General features: G+C 62.2%; 23 protein-coding genes. 7 read left to right on the top strand and 16 right to left on the bottom strand.

Annotated features, from left to right (window positions below; genetic code table 11):
* Window positions 1-28: 28 nt before the first annotated feature.
* The 3 genes from JN279_RS12910 to JN279_RS12920 all read left to right on the top strand — a co-directional run bounded on the left by JN279_RS12910 (window position 29) and on the right by JN279_RS12920 (window position 2,166).
* Window positions 29-922: a branched-chain amino acid aminotransferase gene (locus JN279_RS12910; RefSeq protein WP_202352934.1), complete on the top strand. Its 894-nt coding sequence runs from the start codon at window positions 29-31 to the stop codon at window positions 920-922.
* A gap of 145 nt (window positions 923-1,067) precedes the next feature.
* The gene (locus JN279_RS12915) at window positions 1,068-1,385 is read left to right on the top strand and encodes a hypothetical protein (RefSeq protein ID WP_096449293.1); all 318 of its coding nucleotides are present in this window, start codon (window positions 1,068-1,070) and stop codon (window positions 1,383-1,385) included.
* A 142-nt stretch (window positions 1,386-1,527) separates the two neighbouring features.
* Window positions 1,528-2,166 carry an MBL fold metallo-hydrolase gene (locus JN279_RS12920; RefSeq protein ID WP_202352935.1) on the top strand — a complete coding sequence of 213 codons (639 nt, stop codon included), beginning with the start codon at window positions 1,528-1,530 and terminating at the stop codon, window positions 2,164-2,166.
* Between the two features lie 155 nt (window positions 2,167-2,321).
* On the opposite strand, the gene JN279_RS12925 is transcribed toward JN279_RS12920, so the two are convergent.
* The 3 genes from JN279_RS12925 to JN279_RS12935 form a co-directional block, all read right to left on the bottom strand.
* Entirely contained in the window at window positions 2,322-2,765 is a 444-nt protein-coding gene (locus tag JN279_RS12925; RefSeq protein ID WP_202352936.1) for a BA14K family protein, read from the bottom strand.
* 187 nt (window positions 2,766-2,952) lie between these two features.
* Entirely contained in the window at window positions 2,953-3,165 is a 213-nt protein-coding gene (locus JN279_RS12930) for a cold-shock protein (protein WP_008877668.1), read from the bottom strand.
* A 317-nt stretch (window positions 3,166-3,482) separates the two neighbouring features.
* A complete protein-coding gene (locus JN279_RS12935; RefSeq protein ID WP_006202520.1) occupies window positions 3,483-3,695 on the bottom strand; it encodes a cold-shock protein in 213 nt (70 codons plus the stop codon).
* A 499-nt stretch (window positions 3,696-4,194) separates the two neighbouring features.
* On the opposite strand from JN279_RS12935, the gene JN279_RS12940 reads away from it, so the two are divergent.
* Complete coding sequence (locus JN279_RS12940; RefSeq protein WP_202352937.1) at window positions 4,195-4,623, top strand: Kazal-type serine protease inhibitor domain-containing protein; 429 nt, start codon at window positions 4,195-4,197, stop codon at window positions 4,621-4,623.
* Window positions 4,624-4,666: 43 nt separating this feature from the next.
* Here the strand turns inward: JN279_RS12940 and JN279_RS12945 are convergent, their stop codons facing one another.
* The 5 genes from JN279_RS12945 to JN279_RS12965 form a co-directional block, all read right to left on the bottom strand.
* Window positions 4,667-4,885 carry a hypothetical protein gene (locus JN279_RS12945; RefSeq protein WP_096449287.1) on the bottom strand — a complete coding sequence of 73 codons (219 nt, stop codon included), beginning with the start codon at window positions 4,883-4,885 and terminating at the stop codon, window positions 4,667-4,669.
* Window positions 4,886-4,980: 95 nt separating this feature from the next.
* The gene (locus JN279_RS12950; protein ID WP_179298059.1) at window positions 4,981-5,118 is read right to left on the bottom strand and encodes a hypothetical protein; all 138 of its coding nucleotides are present in this window, start codon (window positions 5,116-5,118) and stop codon (window positions 4,981-4,983) included.
* A 42-nt stretch (window positions 5,119-5,160) separates the two neighbouring features.
* Window positions 5,161-5,427: a hypothetical protein gene (locus tag JN279_RS12955; RefSeq protein ID WP_096449285.1), complete on the bottom strand. Its 267-nt coding sequence runs from the start codon at window positions 5,425-5,427 to the stop codon at window positions 5,161-5,163.
* Window positions 5,424-5,693 carry a hypothetical protein gene (locus JN279_RS12960; protein WP_096449283.1) on the bottom strand — a complete coding sequence of 90 codons (270 nt, stop codon included), beginning with the start codon at window positions 5,691-5,693 and terminating at the stop codon, window positions 5,424-5,426. The genes JN279_RS12955 and JN279_RS12960 overlap by 4 nt, the downstream gene beginning before the upstream one ends.
* A gap of 185 nt (window positions 5,694-5,878) precedes the next feature.
* Complete coding sequence (locus JN279_RS12965) at window positions 5,879-6,085, bottom strand: cold-shock protein (RefSeq protein ID WP_096449281.1); 207 nt, start codon at window positions 6,083-6,085, stop codon at window positions 5,879-5,881.
* A 326-nt stretch (window positions 6,086-6,411) separates the two neighbouring features.
* Between JN279_RS12965 and JN279_RS12970 the strand changes: the two genes are divergently transcribed.
* Complete coding sequence (locus JN279_RS12970) at window positions 6,412-6,636, top strand: hypothetical protein (RefSeq protein WP_096449279.1); 225 nt, start codon at window positions 6,412-6,414, stop codon at window positions 6,634-6,636.
* 187 nt (window positions 6,637-6,823) lie between these two features.
* Window positions 6,824-8,458 carry a tetratricopeptide repeat-containing sulfotransferase family protein gene (locus tag JN279_RS12975; protein ID WP_202353710.1) on the top strand — a complete coding sequence of 545 codons (1,635 nt, stop codon included), beginning with the start codon at window positions 6,824-6,826 and terminating at the stop codon, window positions 8,456-8,458.
* Between the two features lie 80 nt (window positions 8,459-8,538).
* On the opposite strand, the gene JN279_RS12980 is transcribed toward JN279_RS12975, so the two are convergent.
* The 3 genes from JN279_RS12980 to JN279_RS12990 form a co-directional block, all read right to left on the bottom strand.
* The gene (locus JN279_RS12980) at window positions 8,539-9,108 is read right to left on the bottom strand and encodes a dihydrofolate reductase family protein (RefSeq protein ID WP_202352938.1); all 570 of its coding nucleotides are present in this window, start codon (window positions 9,106-9,108) and stop codon (window positions 8,539-8,541) included.
* Window positions 9,109-9,200: 92 nt separating this feature from the next.
* The gene (locus tag JN279_RS12985) at window positions 9,201-9,554 is read right to left on the bottom strand and encodes a DUF1428 domain-containing protein (RefSeq protein ID WP_202352939.1); all 354 of its coding nucleotides are present in this window, start codon (window positions 9,552-9,554) and stop codon (window positions 9,201-9,203) included.
* A 100-nt stretch (window positions 9,555-9,654) separates the two neighbouring features.
* On the bottom strand, window positions 9,655-10,077 hold the full coding sequence (locus JN279_RS12990) for a VOC family protein (protein WP_202352940.1): 423 nt from the start codon (window positions 10,075-10,077) through the stop codon (window positions 9,655-9,657).
* A gap of 256 nt (window positions 10,078-10,333) precedes the next feature.
* Between JN279_RS12990 and JN279_RS12995 the strand changes: the two genes are divergently transcribed.
* Window positions 10,334-10,948, top strand: a complete 615-nt coding sequence (locus JN279_RS12995; protein ID WP_202352941.1) for a glutathione S-transferase family protein — start codon at window positions 10,334-10,336, stop codon at window positions 10,946-10,948.
* A gap of 7 nt (window positions 10,949-10,955) precedes the next feature.
* Here the strand turns inward: JN279_RS12995 and JN279_RS13000 are convergent, their stop codons facing one another.
* From JN279_RS13000 to JN279_RS13020, 5 genes are all read right to left on the bottom strand, one after another.
* Window positions 10,956-11,129, bottom strand: coding sequence for a hypothetical protein (locus JN279_RS13000; RefSeq protein ID WP_096449269.1), 174 nt, complete (start codon window positions 11,127-11,129; stop codon window positions 10,956-10,958).
* Window positions 11,130-11,221: 92 nt separating this feature from the next.
* Window positions 11,222-11,680, bottom strand: coding sequence for a nuclear transport factor 2 family protein (locus tag JN279_RS13005; protein WP_244734549.1), 459 nt, complete (start codon window positions 11,678-11,680; stop codon window positions 11,222-11,224).
* A 15-nt stretch (window positions 11,681-11,695) separates the two neighbouring features.
* Window positions 11,696-11,992: a HigA family addiction module antitoxin gene (locus tag JN279_RS13010; RefSeq protein WP_096449265.1), complete on the bottom strand. Its 297-nt coding sequence runs from the start codon at window positions 11,990-11,992 to the stop codon at window positions 11,696-11,698.
* A 14-nt stretch (window positions 11,993-12,006) separates the two neighbouring features.
* On the bottom strand, window positions 12,007-12,288 hold the full coding sequence (locus JN279_RS13015) for a type II toxin-antitoxin system RelE/ParE family toxin (RefSeq protein ID WP_202352942.1): 282 nt from the start codon (window positions 12,286-12,288) through the stop codon (window positions 12,007-12,009).
* Between the two features lie 117 nt (window positions 12,289-12,405).
* Complete coding sequence (locus tag JN279_RS13020) at window positions 12,406-13,932, bottom strand: ABC-F family ATP-binding cassette domain-containing protein (protein ID WP_202352943.1); 1,527 nt, start codon at window positions 13,930-13,932, stop codon at window positions 12,406-12,408.
* Window positions 13,933-14,368 lie beyond the last annotated feature (436 nt).

A 14,368-nucleotide genomic window follows, 5' to 3' on the forward strand; every position in this document is an offset into this window, starting at 1 on the left:
TGCGGGCCGTGGCCCGCGGGAGGTTACCATGGCATCCGTTCCCTTCGATCAACTGGACGGCTTCATCTGGATGAATGGCGAATTCGTTCCGTGGGGCGAGGCCAAGATCCATGTGCTGACGCACGGACTGCACTACGCCAGCGCCGTCTTCGAGGGCGAGCGCGCCTATGGCGGCGAGATCTTCAAGCTCAACGAGCACACCGAGCGCCTGCATGAATCGGCGCGCCTGCTCGGCTTCAAGATTCCCTACTCGGTGGCCGAACTCAACGATGCCTCGACCACGCTGTTGAAGAAGCAGGGCTTCCAGGACGCTTATGTCAGGCCGATCGCCTGGCGGGGCAGCGAGCAGATGGGTGTTTCGGCGCAGAACAACCGCATCAACGTCGCCATCGCCATCTGGCAGTGGCCGAGCTATTTCGATCCGGCGCAGAAGCTGAAGGGCATTCGCCTCGATGTCGCGGAATGGCGCCGGCCCGACCCGCGCACGGCGCCGTCGAAGTCGAAGGCGGCCGGCCTCTACATGATCTGCACCATGTCCAAGCATGCCGCCGAAGCAAAAGGCTATGCCGACGCCATGATGCTCGATTGGCGCGGCCAGGTCGCGGAAGCAACCGGCGCCAACATCTTCTTCGTCAAGGACGGCAAGATCCATACGCCGAAGCCCGACTGTTTCCTCGACGGCATCACCCGCCGCACGGTGATTGGGCTGGCCAGGGATCGCGGCCTGGACGTGATCGAACGCGCCATCCTGCCGGAAGAACTGGAAGGCTTCGAGCAATGCTTCCTGACCGGGACGGCTGCGGAAGTAACGCCGGTGTCGGAAATCGGCCCTTACCGATTCGAGGTCGGCGAGATCGCCAAGAACCTTATGAACGACTATTCTGCAGCGGTTCAGCCGAAGCACGCGATCGCCGCAGAATAACGATAGTCACAGCTTTTCGCGCAAGCAGGGGCGGTTTTCGAGCCGCCCCTTTTATTTCAGCGTTTCTGCATTTGACTTTCAGTCAATTCGGCGTCTCATGATGGTGTCGGCCCGGGAGGCTGGCAGCTATGGAGGGACTAATCATATGGACATGAACACGCTTCTTCCGATCATTGTACAGGTGATTACGGGTATCATCGGTGGTCAGGCGGTTGGTGTTGCGCTCAAGAACGCGGCTATGGGCCAGCTTCCCAAGATCCTGGGTGGCGCCATTGGCGGCGTCGGCGGCGCGGCAATCCTCGGCAGCCTGCTTGGCGGCGGCGCGGTCGATCCGGCAGCGGCCGCGGCGGCGACGAGCGGTCTCGGCAGTGCGCTCAACCTCAACAACATCATCGGCGGCGCCGGCGGTGGCGCGATCCTGACCGGCATCATCGGTGCGGTCATGGGCGCCATGAAGAAGTAAGCCTGACGCTTTCAGGCTTGTTCAAATGGGCGGCTTCGGCCGCCCATTTCCGTTTCCGGGACGACTGACTGTTCGCCTTTCGAGGGGTGGACGCCTTTCCCTGACGCCTCTACATCACCGCGTGAACATCGAAAGGACGATCATGGGTCAGCTCAATGCCGGCATCGTGCCGGTCACACCGTTCCAGCAGAACTGCACCATCCTGTTCGACATGGACGACAAGCACGGCGTCGTCGTCGATCCGGGCGGCGACATCGACAAGGTGCTGGCGGTGCTGAAGGACAATGCGATCACGGCCGAAGCGATCTGGATCACGCATGGCCATATCGACCATGCTGGCGGCGCCATGGAGCTGAAAGAGGCGCTCGGCATCGATATCATCGGCCCGCATGCAGCCGACAAATCCCTGCTCGACAATCTGGAGAACCAGGGCAGGCGTTACGGCATAGAAGGCGCGCGCAACTGCGTGCCCGACCGGTTCCTCATCGAAGGCGAGACCGTGTCGTTCGGCGCGCACGTGTTCGAGGTGCTGCATTGCCCGGGCCACGCGCCCGGCCACGTCGTCTACTACAACCGCGCGGCCAAGTTTGCCCATGTCGGCGATGTGCTGTTCCGTGGCTCTGTCGGCCGCACCGACCTGCCGGGAGGTGACCATGCAACGCTGATCGCCTCGATCAAGGACAAGCTGCTGCCGCTCGGCGACGATATAGGTTTCATCTGCGGCCACGGCCCTGGCGGCCGTTTTGGCGAGGAGCGCAGAACGAACCCGTTCCTGACCTGAATCTCAACACACCCGGGCAACAAAAAAAGCGCTGGCCTTGCGGTCAGCGCTTTTCTGTTTGGGCAGGGAAGCTCTGAAGCGCTTTCGCGCTTCAGAATTCTGTTTGGTGCAAGTCGTTATCCCAAAACCGCTTGCGCACTTTGGGCGACATGCACTCAGTTTGCCGTGCAGAAATGCTGCTCGCCGTCATTGCCGGTGAAGGTGCCGGTGCGGGAGTTGAAGGAGCGATAGCGGTCCGAGCAGTATTCGTACCAGTCACGCGTCCACGGTTCGGCGTAGCGATCGGCGTAGACCACCCGCGGCTGCACATAGTAGCGGCGGACCGGAGCCGGGCGAACCCGCACCTCACGATCGTAGTAACCGTCATTGTAGTAACCGTCATCGTAGTAGCGGTTAGCGTCAGGCGGTGGCCGGTCATTGGCCAGCGCGCCACCGATCAGGGCGCCGGCGGCAAGGCCAAGCACGCCGGCGGCAATGGCATCGCCATTGCCGTGGTGGCGGTGATGGCGCCATTCATCGGCGTTGGCCGCAGGCAGGGCCACAAGCATGGTGGCGGCCATGGCGGCGGACAGCACGGCTGTCTTGAAAATTCTGTTCATCTTGGTCTCCTTCGTACCGGGCCGTGCAGTTTTGCAGGGGATGCGGTCCGGCTTTACCCAAGACTAATATGCGACCGTGGCTGAACGGAGGCTGAACGGATTTCGACCTGCCGATCCGAGAGAGGCGACAAAACCAAGCTCGAAATGAGCCGGGCTGGCCTGCTGGAGCCGACAGTCTGAAGCCGGCTCAGCCGACAGACAGGTTGACGGCCTTGGGTCCCTTGCCGCGCTTGTCCGGCTCGGTGTCGAACGTTACTTTCTGCCCATCTTCGAGACCGGGAAGACCTGACGCCTGCACGGCCGAAATATGGACGAAGACATCCTTCGCGCCATCGTCCGGCGTGATGAAGCCGAAGCCTTTGGCATGGTTGAAGAATTTGACGGTGCCGGTCTGCGGCATGGGAAGCTCCTTTGATCCCATAAACTCCAGTCTCGGGCCGGCAAATGCCCGAGAGGAAATTTGTCCTTTATTTTAGCGTCATCGGCAAGAGAAAGTTTTGCGGGCGCCTAAAGCGCGTCAAGCCCTTGTTATGATACAAGTCGTAGACCCAAAACCGGATCCACTTTTGGGCGACATGCATTTCTGCTTTGCCGCAGTCGTGAAAAAGGCGCGACGAAAATCGCCGCGCCTTTCAAAAACTGTCTGTGCGCCCAGAGGCTGGGGCAAGCTCCGAACCTTCGTCCGCCCGCGGTCAAGGACGCGCGGCGCGCCGATGATCAGGCAGCGCGGAGGTTGACCGCCTTCGGGCCCTTGCCCATGCGGTCCGGCTCGACGTCGAAGGTGACCTTCTGGCCGTCGACGAGCGTGCGCAGGCCCGATGCCTCGATCGCTGAAATGTGGACGAACACGTCCTTGGCGCCGCCGTCGGGCGTGATGAAACCGAAGCCTTTGGTCGCGTTGAAGAATTTAACGGTGCCGGTCTGGGCCATTGGGGAAACTCCTTCACCCGTTCAGTCTTTGGTGGTCCTGCCCGCCACCTGGCGTCGAGGGCAGTTCCCGGTGGTTGCTTCGGCAGTCATGCATTGGCGCATGGTCAAACCCCCCGCCGAAAACGGGGCCGTCAGAGATTCACAGTATCGGGGAAAGGTCGTCCAAAACGTTCCGCTCTCCGGGTCGCAAATGCCCGAACACGGAATTTATCGCACGGAAACGTGAAGGTTGCAAGATAGCGCCGCGGGCCGCCACACTGGGCGCATCCCGACGCAAGAATCGACCGATCTGAGCGTCGACCGGGCGCAGATAGGCTTGGTTGCGGATCGGGTCATCGGCCCACAGCCACGGTCACGCATGGGCCAGAGGCGGCTAACGACAGCTGTTGCCGACCGCCCCGGTTTCAGACGCCGCTTCGGTGTGAGGCTGCAAACAGGGGTTGCATTCGACAAGGGAATGGCGAGGATCGGAATGGATCGCGATCGGGGAGAGATCAGCATGAAATTCCTGGCGTCAATTTTCTCGCGGCAAGGGGTTGCCGTGCTGTTGCTGCCGGTGCTTCTGGCCGCCTGCACCGTCGTTGTCGATGACGGGCCCGGACCACGCCCGCGTCCGCCGCGTCCCGAACCGGAATTCTGCACCAGGCAATATGAGCCGGTCTGTGCCCGGCGCGGCGGCGACCGCCAGACCTTCGCCAATGCCTGTCTTGCCGATCGTGCCGGCTACCGCATCGTGCGCGACGGCCCGTGCCGCGGCGACGGTGATGGCAGTGGCGGTGGCGGTGGCGGTGGCGGTGAAGAGCAGACGTTCTGCACCCGCGAATACGCACCCGTCTGCGCCCGCAGGCACGGCGAGGAGCGCACTTTCCCCAATGCCTGCGAAGCCCGCGCCGCGGATTACCGCATCGTTGGCGACGGGCCGTGCTGAGGTTTTTCCTTCTCCTCTCGTGAGGCACTTGCGCGGGTGGTGCCTAGGCCGGATAAGCCCCATCGGCAGGCCCGGCATAGAGCTCGCTGCCATGCTCATCGCAGATGCGCAGGCGGTCGGGGATTTGCGGCATGGCCAGGCTGTGGAACAGGGCGGTCGCGCCTTGCAGGGCGTCGCGCAGTGTCGGCGCTTCCAGCGACACCTTGTCGAGTGTTGCTTCCTCGGCGTCGCGCGACCGGTAGAACTCGATGACGAAGTTCAAGCAAGCCTCCGTGGCAGGACTTGGCATGGCCCTGTCGTCAGTTCATCGCCTGCCCAAAGCAGGGGATGGGGCGCATGCGAGGCGCCCCAAGGCTGTCAGCCCTTTGACTTCGGCTTCAGGCCGCTCTCCGCCTGCTTGACCGACGAGCCGAACGGAGAGGCGGGCTTGGCCACGACCTTATCCTTCTTCGGCTTGCGCGCTTCGCGATTGCTTCGCTGTTGACCCTTGGACATGGACTGCTCCTCTTGTGCGTGTTGGCTGGCTGTTCGGAGATCTCAGGCCGCCGGATTGTTGGCGACAGCCGGATTGTCGACCGGTTCGAGATTGTCTTCCGTGGTGACCCGTTCGTAGGTCTCCTGCTCGCTGCGGATACGGTATTGCGGCGAGCCGTCCTTGACCGGCAGCCTGCTCTTGATCTCGAACAGCTCCGCCGTCTTCTGGACGAGGCCGGTGCGGCTCTTCATGCGCACCGTCTGGCCAATGGCGAAAAGGTGCGAGGGCGTGTCGGTGCGCGGGCGCGTATTCTGCTGGAAACGGATCATGCTGCATTCTCCCGGTCGCGCTTCAGCGCGGTTTCGAGTTCGAGGTGGTCGATGGCGACAAGCTGGCTGGTGGTCGGGCTCTTCACCGCCCTCGCCGGCAGGTGAATGAAGGTGGCGACGCGGCGCCAGGCAATGTGTGACATGCCTTCGATCAGCTCTTCGTCATGATCGATGTCGTAGTCGCCGGCCGGCAATTGCCCCTCCAGCCCGCCGAGCGCGAAAGCCGCGGTGAAGTGGGCAATGGAATGGGTGGTGCGGTCCGGCATCGTCTGGCTTTCGGTTGGTTCACGGCTTTGTTGGCTCACACCTTGGGGCGTCATGTAAAACAGTGGCCCCAAAGCAAAAAAGCGGGGACGAGCCCCGCTTTCCTATTTCCGGCAATCGCTGGAAATAAGCCGCCTTCGAGAGCTGCCAGTACATCCGTGGTCAGCGTTCATCGAATTCGGCCGGATCAGATCAGTTGCAGATTGGCGGCCGACTCGCGGCCCTTGCCGTCACGTTCCAATTCGAACTGCAGCTTCTGGCCTTCGGCGAGGCCGGGAAAGCCGGCGCGCTCCAGCGCGCTGACATGGACGAAAACGTCCTTGCCGCCGTCGGCCGGCTGAATGAAGCCAAAACCCTTCTGGCCATTGTAGAACTTCACGGTTCCGGTGGTCATATCTGTCTTTCGCGGATTGAAAAATCGTCGCACAGCGAATGTGCCGTGCGCCCGGTATCGACGATTTGGAATGAGATTGGCGGGTCGAGAACCTCTGACGCCGCGAGATGCCAATTCTGGCCAAAACGATCTTCCTTATGTAGATCGATCGGGCCGCCTATTCAAGATGATTCAGAAAATAAACGCGCTATGGCCGAAAAATAGATCGCTATAGATCTTCCAATAATTCTGCTATGGGTCGGCATATCTCTAAAAATTCTTGACAATTCGCTGGGGCGCTTTCTCAGCTCGATATTTTTTATTTACTCCGGAATGAGGACAAAACCATGGTTTCCACAAGAGGCTCAAGGGGGAAGACCGTCGCGGTAAATCCGGTCATCAAGCCGATCGCCATACATGCCATTGCCGTTGGCCCGACCGGCCAGCCGATGATCGTCAAGTCGGCACGGTTGACCATCAGAAGCGATGAGGCGGCCAGGCGCACGATCTCCGATACCGATGGCACGGTGAGGCGGGCCAGGCAGGTTGCCGAGACCAACCGCCTGATCTGATAGCGTTCACGGCGATGGGAAGGCCGCAGAACCCCGCGGAGACTTGAACCTGCCGCGCCAATGGCCTAGATCGCGGCAGGCGGATAAACACGGCAGGTTTCCCATTAACAGAGATCAGAGACGAGCGATGGGTGCGGGAGCGAGGACTGGCGCGGGCGGACAGCCGCCGCTGGGCCTCGACCAATATGTGCAGCAGGCGCTGCAACTGCATCAGGCCGGGCGCCGGCAAGAAGCCGAAACAATCTACCGGCAAGTCCTGGCGCGTCAGCCCAAACACGCGGCGGCTGCGCATTTCCTGGGGCTGCTGCTGCACCAGACCGGGCGCAGCGAAGAGGGACTGGGACTCCTCGAACAATCGGTGAGCCTGCAGCCGACGAATGCCGATTTCCTCAACAATTTCGGCACGGTGATGCGTGATCTCGGCCGTGTCGACGCGGCAATCGACTTCTTCCGAGGCGCGGTGGATCTGCGGCCGGAGCAGCTTGCTGCGCGCGACAATCTCGGCTCGTCGCTGAAGCAGCTCGGCCGGTTCGAGGAAGCCGAAGAGATCTATCGCGGCACGGTCGCACGCAATCCCTTCCATGTGCGCGCCCGCATCGGACTTGCCGAAACCCTGCAGGAAGCCGGACGCCTGGACGAGGCGCTGGCGGTTTTTCGCGAGTCGCTGGCCATCCGCCCCAAGGATGCCGAGCTGCTGCACGGGCTCGGCGTCGGGCTGATGGAGAAGGGTAAGCTCGACGAGGCCGCCGACCTGTTCCGGCAGGCGCTGGCGATCAATCCCGGCATGGCCACCGCCTGGCTGATGCTGACGCAGGTCAAGCGCCAGAAGGAGCGCGATGCCGAATTGGCCGGCATGGAGGCCCAGCATGCCAAGGCGCCGCCGGACAGCCTGGCACGCATGCAGCTGTCCTTCGGCCTCGGCAAGGCCAATGACGATTTGAAGGACTACAACAAGGCCTTCGACTACTTCGCCGAAGGCAATGCCATTCGCCGCAAGGGGATCAACTATGATCCCGTCAGGACACGCGCCGAATTCGAGGCGATGAAGACGGTGTTCGATGCCGGCTTCTTCGAAAGACACAGGCAGAGCCCGATCACCGATGACGCGCCGATCTTCGTCGTCGGCATGCCGCGTTCGGGCACGACGCTGGTCGAGCAGATCATCGCCAGCCATCCCAAGGTCTATGGCGCCGGCGAGCTCAGCATCCTGAAGAAGGCGGTCGGCAAGCAGTTCCCGGCCAACATGCCGGGCGGCTTTCCCTGGGGCGTATCGGATACGGACGATGCGGATTTCGCCGAGGCAGGCCAGGCCTATCTCGACATGCTGCATGCCCGCTATCCGCATATCAGCCACGTCACCGACAAGATGCCGGGCAACTTCCTGCTTATCGGCTTCATCCACATGATGATGCCGAAGGCCAGGATCATCCACTGTGCCCGCGATGCGGTGGCAACCTGCCTGTCGATCTACAAGGTGCATTTCCGCGGCGACAGCCACCGCTATGGCTACGACCTCGGCGAGCTCGCCGACTTCCACAATCTCTACACCGACATCATGGCGCATTGGCACAAGGTGCTGCCCGGCGTCGTGCACGATGTGCGCTACGAGGATTTCGTCGCCGATCAGGAAGGACAAAGCCGGGCGCTCATCGACTATCTCGGCCTGCCATGGGACGATGCCGTGCTGTCGTTCCATGAGACCGACCGGCCGGTGCGCACGGCGTCCGCCGCGCAAGTGCGCCAGCCCATGTATCAAGGCTCGGTCGATTTGTGGAAGCGTTATGGAGACCGGCTGAAGCCGCTGCTCGACAAACTGGACTGAAGAGCCAGGCAGATGTGCCGCGATTAATCAGGACGATGTTTGGTTGAAATCGTTGTCCTGATCTCTTTGGGCAACATGCATTAGCCGGCCTGCGGCTTCTGCTCATAGCGCAGGAAGACGTTGCCGTTGCCGAAGGCTTGCGACCGGGCCAGCTTCACGTTGAGCCGATTGCCGATGCCTTCGAACAGCGTCCTGCCGGCGCCAAGCATGATCGGCACGATGACAAACTGGTATTCGTCGATCAAATTCTCCTCGGCCAATTGAGCGACGAGATTGCCGCTTCCCAGGATTGTCATGTGGTTGCCCGGGTGCTGCTTCAGTTCCCGAAGCTTCGCGGCCGGTCCGCTTTTGACCAACTCGGTGTTGTTCCAACTCGCCGTGTCGAGTGTGCGGGAGAACACGACCTTCGGCATGGCGTTCATGCGTTCGGCCACCACCGGTGCGATTTGGGCCGCCATCGGCGTCGGCCAGAACTGGATCATCAGGTCGTAGGTAACGCGGCCCAGCACCAGCATGCCACCGCCCTTGGCATTGTCGGCGACGAACGCGTTCCATTCCGGATCCTGGCTGTGCGCCCAGTCCATGGCGCCGTGCCCGTCGGTAAAATAGCCGTCGAGCGAGATGCTGTTGAATACGATCAGCTTGCGCATAAGTCGGTCCTGCCTTGAGAAATGAAGACGAGTTTCGGGTCCCGCCGTTGGCGTCGGCACGCGGCAGCGGGCGATCGGTCTGGATGTTGGGTCTACAGCTCTATGAAGGGTTTGAAGCCGCCGAAGATCATGCGCTTCATATCGAAGGGCATGGGCCCCAAATCGGGTGTCAAACGCGGGTCGGCCATCACCTTGGCCATCACCGTGTCGCGGCTTTGCCTGGATTCATAGACCGCCCAGGCGAAGACGACGATCTCGTCGTCAGTTGCCTGAACGGCACGCGGAAACGAGGTCAGCTCGCCATAGGGCACGTCGTCGCCGATACATTCGACATAGGCGAGCGCGCCGTGTTCCATCCATATCGGGCCTGCGAGGTTGGCCAGCTTCTTGTAGTCGTCGAGTTTGGCCTTTGGCACGGCAAGCACGAAACCATCGACATAGGACATGGTGAACTCCTTTGCTGAAACGAGCGCCGGGTCGGCGGGGATACGACCCGGCGCGGTGAGCGCGTCAGCCGTGGCGGGCGACGCCTGCTCGCCAGGGAATCTACTTCACCGGCGCGTTCATCGCCCAGGCGACGCCGAACGGATCGTTCAACTGGCCCCAGCGGTCGCCCCAGAACATCACCTGCAACGGCGTGACCACTTCGCAGCCGGCATCGACGGCGCGCCGCCACCAGCTGTCGATGTCGCCATCGTCGAGATGGAGCTGCAGCGTGTAGCCTTGCGCCGGCTTATGCGGATGGCCGTGCTCGGGATAGGCATCGCCCAGCATCAGCGTCGAGCCGTTGACGTGGAGATGGATATGCATGGTGCGGCCTTTTTCGTCCGCCGGATAGGCAAAGACCTGCTCGGCGCCGAAGGCCTTCTTGTAGAAATCGGCAGCCTTGAAGGCGCCGTCCAACTGCAGATAGGGGGTCAATCCGCCGAGCACTTCTGCCCTGGGCTGAACGGGGGTCTGGTCAGTCATGTCTTGCTCCTCTTTGCGTCTGGTTTGGGCGTTTGCTTGGCCTTGCGAGCCACAGGACGCACGAGGTGCCGGCAATCCTACATGGCCCGCGAAATTTTTTGGGCGGGCCGGCTCCGGACAGGCCGTGCAAGCGGCGGTTTGAACGGAAGGCGTGAAACGAACTTGCGTCGGCGGCCGTCAATCAGAGCGCAATTCTCGCAGCCCGCAGGCTAGAACGGGTGGATCACACGCCGCTTGCTCAACTCCTGGGACGACAATGATCCTCTATTACCAGACGCACTCACCTTTCGCCCGCAAGGCGCTCGTCTTCGCGCATGAGGCCGGCATTGCCGATCGGCTCGAGGTCATTCATCACGAGACCAGTCCGACCTTGCGCAACGCTCGCGTCTACGCCGAAAACCCGCTCGGCAAAGTGCCGGTGCTGCTGCGGCTGGGCGCATCGGCGCTCTTCGATTCCGACGTGATCTGCGCCTATCTCGACACGCTGCATGACGGCCGCAAGCTTTTGCCGCAAGACGGCGAGGCGCGCTGGCAGGCATTGCGGCTGCAATCGGTCGCCCAAGGCTTGGCGCAGACGGGCATCGCCTTGCGCTGGGAGACGGAAAGGAGGCCCGAACCACTGCGCTACGGCGCTCTTGCGCAGGGATACCGGGACAAGATCGAGGCGAGCTACGACTGGATCGAAAGCACGATGGACGACGACGCGCCGCTGCATGTCGGCCATATTGCGCTTGCCACCACGCTGTCCTGGATGGCGTTCCGCCAGCTTCCGTCGTTTCGCACGCGGGCGCGGCTGACGGGCTGGTTCGAAGCTTTCAAAAGGCGCGCGTCGATGCGGGCGACGCCGCTTTCGGGCGAGACGCATGATTGAGCAAGGGTCAGGGCGCCCTGCGGATCCGCGGACCGTTTTGCGCGTCGATGACGATTTCCGGCCAGCCGATATCCTTGCGCAGTTCGATCGGCAGGGACAGCAGCTCGCGCTCGCTGCGGTGGCGGGCGCGCGTCTGTGCGTAACGGCTAGCGACGCGACCCAGGGATGACAGAATGGACATGATGCGTTCTCCTCAGATGAAGCCGGCATCATCGTGTCGGCATCCCAAGGACGCCGCAGGTTCAGGCGATCCGACAGAGCGACGAAAATATTTCAGAGGACCGAGGCGGCCAGCGCGGTGTCGTAATACTCCACCATCTCGATGACCTTACCGTCGCGGATCGTCCAGAAATCGGCGGTACGCATGACCAGCTCCCGGCCGGTGGTTCTGCGCGTCAGATGGATTTCGACCTGCGCCGCGATCTTGTCGCCGCCGTCGACGATATCCACCGGGACGAAGCGGCGGTATTCGAAATCACGGTCCAGCGCTACGAGGCGGGCAAGGAACTCGTGTTTGCCGTTGCCTGTACCGATATAGGGTGCCTCCGGTTCGGCGACCCAGCGGAAGACGACATCGTCGGAGCAGTGGGCCATCGCGCCCACGATGTCGCGTTTTGCATAGGCATCATAAACGTTCTTGACGACGTCCACCCCGTGCATGACCGGTTTTCCTCCCTCGGTGTGCGAAATCTCAGGATGCGCCTTTTCCGATTGGGGGGAAAGTGCGGGCAACTGGGGTTGCTTACCTTAAGCAGCGGCCATGCGCTCGATCGTTTCAAGGTCGGCTTTCTTGGCCTCTCCCTCCACGGCAAGGTCGTAGCTCGCCTGCATGTTCATCCAGAATTGCGGCGTGGTTCCGAAAAACTTGGCAAGGCGCAGTGCGGTGTCGGGCGTCACCGGTGTCGCCTCGCTGGCCAGGCGCTCGATGCGCGTGCGCGGCACGTGCAGCTTTTTGGCCAGTGTGTAGGGCTTCAACCCAAGCGGGATGAGATACTCTTCACGGAGAATTTCTCCGGGATGGATAGGGGGGGTGATGTTCAGCATTTGACACCTGTCCTTCAATGGTAGTCGGTGATTTCGACATCCTCGGCTTGCCCATCTGCCCAACGAAAGCACACGCGAAACTGGTCGTTGATGCGGATCGAATGCTGGCCGGCGCGGTTGCCTTTCAGAGGCTCAAGCCTGTTGCCTGGGGGCGTCCTCAGATCCGACAACTCGGTCGCGTTGTCGATCATGAACAATTTCCGCTGGGCTGCTCGGACAAGGTCCGCCGGGAAGCCCTTTGGAGCCTTGCCGTTCGAAACGGCCTCACTGGTCTTGTCCCTGAACGAGCGTATCATCTGTCTTATCCAAGAAGCGTACCATCGCATGATACGTTTTGAAAGTCAACGATACGTCTCATGTAGTGATACGAAACTCCGACCTGCCGACGGCAGGCCGGAACTCTGTCTAGCTGCTCAACCGCCTGCTTCAGCCACCTCGCGGAAAAAGTCCTCGGGGTCCTCGACCTCGATCAGCTTCCGCTTCTCGATCAGCCAGAAGCGGTTGCCGATGGCGCGGATGAAGGAGCGGTCGTGCGAGGCCAGCACGCAGCTTGCCTGGTGCTTCAGCAACTCCTCCTCCAGCGCCTCCTGGCCGTCGATGTCGAGATGGTTGGTCGGTTCGTCGAGCAGGTAGAAGTTGGGGTTGGCGAGCCGCAGTGCCAGCATCATCAGCCGCGCCTTCTGGCCGCCGGAGAGCTCGCCGATCTTTTTCTCCTGCATCTCGATGACCACGCCGGCGCCGGCAAGCAGCGAGCGGGCGCGCTGTTCGCCGACATCGTAGCGGCGCGACACCATCGCCAGCGGCGTGTCGTCGCCGCTGATGCCCGACAGCGCCTGGTCGCTGTAGCCGAGCACCGTCGAGGGTGTCACCTTCACATTCGCGACCGTGTCGGGCTCGATGATGGCGTTGCGGATCAGAGTGACGAAGCGCGACTTGCCGACGCCGTTGCGGCCGAGCAGCACGATGCGGTCGCCCTGGCAGATATGGCGCTTGCCGGTCCTGAACAGCAGCGTGCCGTCCGGCGTTTCAACAGCCGCGTCGTCGAGCGTGATCAGCACCTTGGCATGCGTGCCGCGATTGGCCAGCTTTATCGCACCGGCCGATTTCTCGCGATGCGCTGATACCGCCGCGTCTTCCAGCTTCTCCGCACGCTCCCTGAGCTGCTTGGTTTTCACCGTCAGCAGATCACTGCCGGAATTGATGCCGATGTTGTTGAGCTTGGCGGCTTGCTTTCGCAACTGCTGGGCGACCTTCATGTCGCGCTCGAATTTGCGCGCCGTCGAGGCGTCGACCTCGTCGAGCGCCTGCCTGGCGCGGGAGTAGGGCAGCGCAAACACCGGCGATTGTTCCGGGCGCAGGAACAGGGTGCGGTTGGTGGCGGCGTCGAGGAAGGCACGGTCGTGGCTGGCGATGACGACGGGCACCTCGCGCGGCAGCGCGTTCAGCCAGTTTTCCAACTGGCTGATGCGGGCAAGGTCGAGATGGTTGGTCGGCTCGTCGAGCAGCAGCACGTCGGGGTCGGTGACCCAGACGCGGGCGATCAGCGCCAGCCTCTGCCAGCCGCCGCTCAGCGCCTGCATCGACCGTTCGCGCATTGCCTCGGGCACGTCGAGCGAGTCGAGAACGACGTCGACGCGCCACATCTCGCTTTCGGCCTGCTCCGCCGGCAAGGCATCGGCCACCGCCTGGTGGAAGCTGCGGCTGAGCAGGGCAGGGGGAACGGACTGTTCGACATGGCCGACGCGCAGGCCGCGTGTGCGGGTGATGTCGCCGGAGCTCGGCTCCATCTCGCCGGTCAGGCATTTGAGCAAGGTCGACTTGCCGCGGCCATTGGCGGCAACGATGCCGAGCCGGTCGCCGCTGCCGATGGTGAGGTCGAGGTTTGCGAAAAGCGGTGCACTCATGGTGACGCCGAGGGATTTGAGGCTGATCAGGGCCATTTTGATTTCTCTGGTCTTGCCGGAACAATTCCGGATGCACTTTGACGGTGCGCGTGCCGGCCATCAGGCTCGGCGTTGCGGCACCACGAAGGGCAGACCAAAAAATCGAGGCGGGAAAAACCCGGACCGTCCCTGGTCAGCCCTGCAAGCTAGCTCGCAGGGCAGAAATCGGGCCACGCTGACGATGGTGGCGATGAAACGCAAACACGTGAGCCCTCCTTTCGAGACAAGACGTTGAGTGTGCGGGAGCGATTACACCAAAGGTGGGGGTGGAGGCAAGTGGAGCGCAGTTTCCTTCTCCCCCTGTGGGAGAAGGTGGCCTCGCGAAGCGAGGTCGGATGAGGGGTGCTCCAGGGAACGCCAGCGTCTCACTCCGCTGGAACACCCCTCAACCGTCTCGGCGCTACGCGCCGATCCACCTTCTCCCACAAGGGGC

The sequence above is a fragment of the Mesorhizobium sp. 113-1-2 genome, assembly GCF_016756475.1.
GTDB classification, from domain to species: domain Bacteria; phylum Pseudomonadota; class Alphaproteobacteria; order Rhizobiales; family Rhizobiaceae; genus Mesorhizobium; species Mesorhizobium loti_C.

What these genes read in the sequence shown, in the direction of transcription:
- JN279_RS12910 (WP_202352934.1), top strand. Translation starts at nt 29, where the DNA reads ATGGCATCCGTTCCCTTCGATCAACTGGACGGCTTCATCTGGATGAAT.
- JN279_RS12915 (WP_096449293.1), top strand. Translation starts at nt 1,068, where the DNA reads ATGGACATGAACACGCTTCTTCCGATCATTGTACAGGTGATTACGGGT.
- JN279_RS12920 (WP_202352935.1), top strand. Translation starts at nt 1,528, where the DNA reads ATGGGTCAGCTCAATGCCGGCATCGTGCCGGTCACACCGTTCCAGCAG.
- JN279_RS12925 (WP_202352936.1), bottom strand. Translation starts at nt 2,765, where the DNA reads ATGAACAGAATTTTCAAGACAGCCGTGCTGTCCGCCGCCATGGCCGCC.
- JN279_RS12930 (WP_008877668.1), bottom strand. Translation starts at nt 3,165, where the DNA reads ATGCCGCAGACCGGCACCGTCAAATTCTTCAACCATGCCAAAGGCTTC.
- JN279_RS12935 (WP_006202520.1), bottom strand. Translation starts at nt 3,695, where the DNA reads ATGGCCCAGACCGGCACCGTTAAATTCTTCAACGCGACCAAAGGCTTC.
- JN279_RS12940 (WP_202352937.1), top strand. Translation starts at nt 4,195, where the DNA reads ATGAAATTCCTGGCGTCAATTTTCTCGCGGCAAGGGGTTGCCGTGCTG.
- JN279_RS12950 (WP_179298059.1), bottom strand. Translation starts at nt 5,118, where the DNA reads ATGTCCAAGGGTCAACAGCGAAGCAATCGCGAAGCGCGCAAGCCGAAG.
- JN279_RS12955 (WP_096449285.1), bottom strand. Translation starts at nt 5,427, where the DNA reads ATGATCCGTTTCCAGCAGAATACGCGCCCGCGCACCGACACGCCCTCG.
- JN279_RS12960 (WP_096449283.1), bottom strand. Translation starts at nt 5,693, where the DNA reads ATGCCGGACCGCACCACCCATTCCATTGCCCACTTCACCGCGGCTTTC.
- JN279_RS12965 (WP_096449281.1), bottom strand. Translation starts at nt 6,085, where the DNA reads ATGACCACCGGAACCGTGAAGTTCTACAATGGCCAGAAGGGTTTTGGC.
- JN279_RS12970 (WP_096449279.1), top strand. Translation starts at nt 6,412, where the DNA reads ATGGTTTCCACAAGAGGCTCAAGGGGGAAGACCGTCGCGGTAAATCCG.
- JN279_RS12980 (WP_202352938.1), bottom strand. Translation starts at nt 9,108, where the DNA reads ATGCGCAAGCTGATCGTATTCAACAGCATCTCGCTCGACGGCTATTTT.
- JN279_RS12985 (WP_202352939.1), bottom strand. Translation starts at nt 9,554, where the DNA reads ATGTCCTATGTCGATGGTTTCGTGCTTGCCGTGCCAAAGGCCAAACTC.
- JN279_RS12990 (WP_202352940.1), bottom strand. Translation starts at nt 10,077, where the DNA reads ATGACTGACCAGACCCCCGTTCAGCCCAGGGCAGAAGTGCTCGGCGGA.
- JN279_RS12995 (WP_202352941.1), top strand. Translation starts at nt 10,334, where the DNA reads ATGATCCTCTATTACCAGACGCACTCACCTTTCGCCCGCAAGGCGCTC.
- JN279_RS13000 (WP_096449269.1), bottom strand. Translation starts at nt 11,129, where the DNA reads ATGTCCATTCTGTCATCCCTGGGTCGCGTCGCTAGCCGTTACGCACAG.
- JN279_RS13010 (WP_096449265.1), bottom strand. Translation starts at nt 11,992, where the DNA reads ATGCTGAACATCACCCCCCCTATCCATCCCGGAGAAATTCTCCGTGAA.
- JN279_RS13015 (WP_202352942.1), bottom strand. Translation starts at nt 12,288, where the DNA reads ATGATACGCTCGTTCAGGGACAAGACCAGTGAGGCCGTTTCGAACGGC.
- JN279_RS13020 (WP_202352943.1), bottom strand. Translation starts at nt 13,932, where the DNA reads ATGGCCCTGATCAGCCTCAAATCCCTCGGCGTCACCATGAGTGCACCG.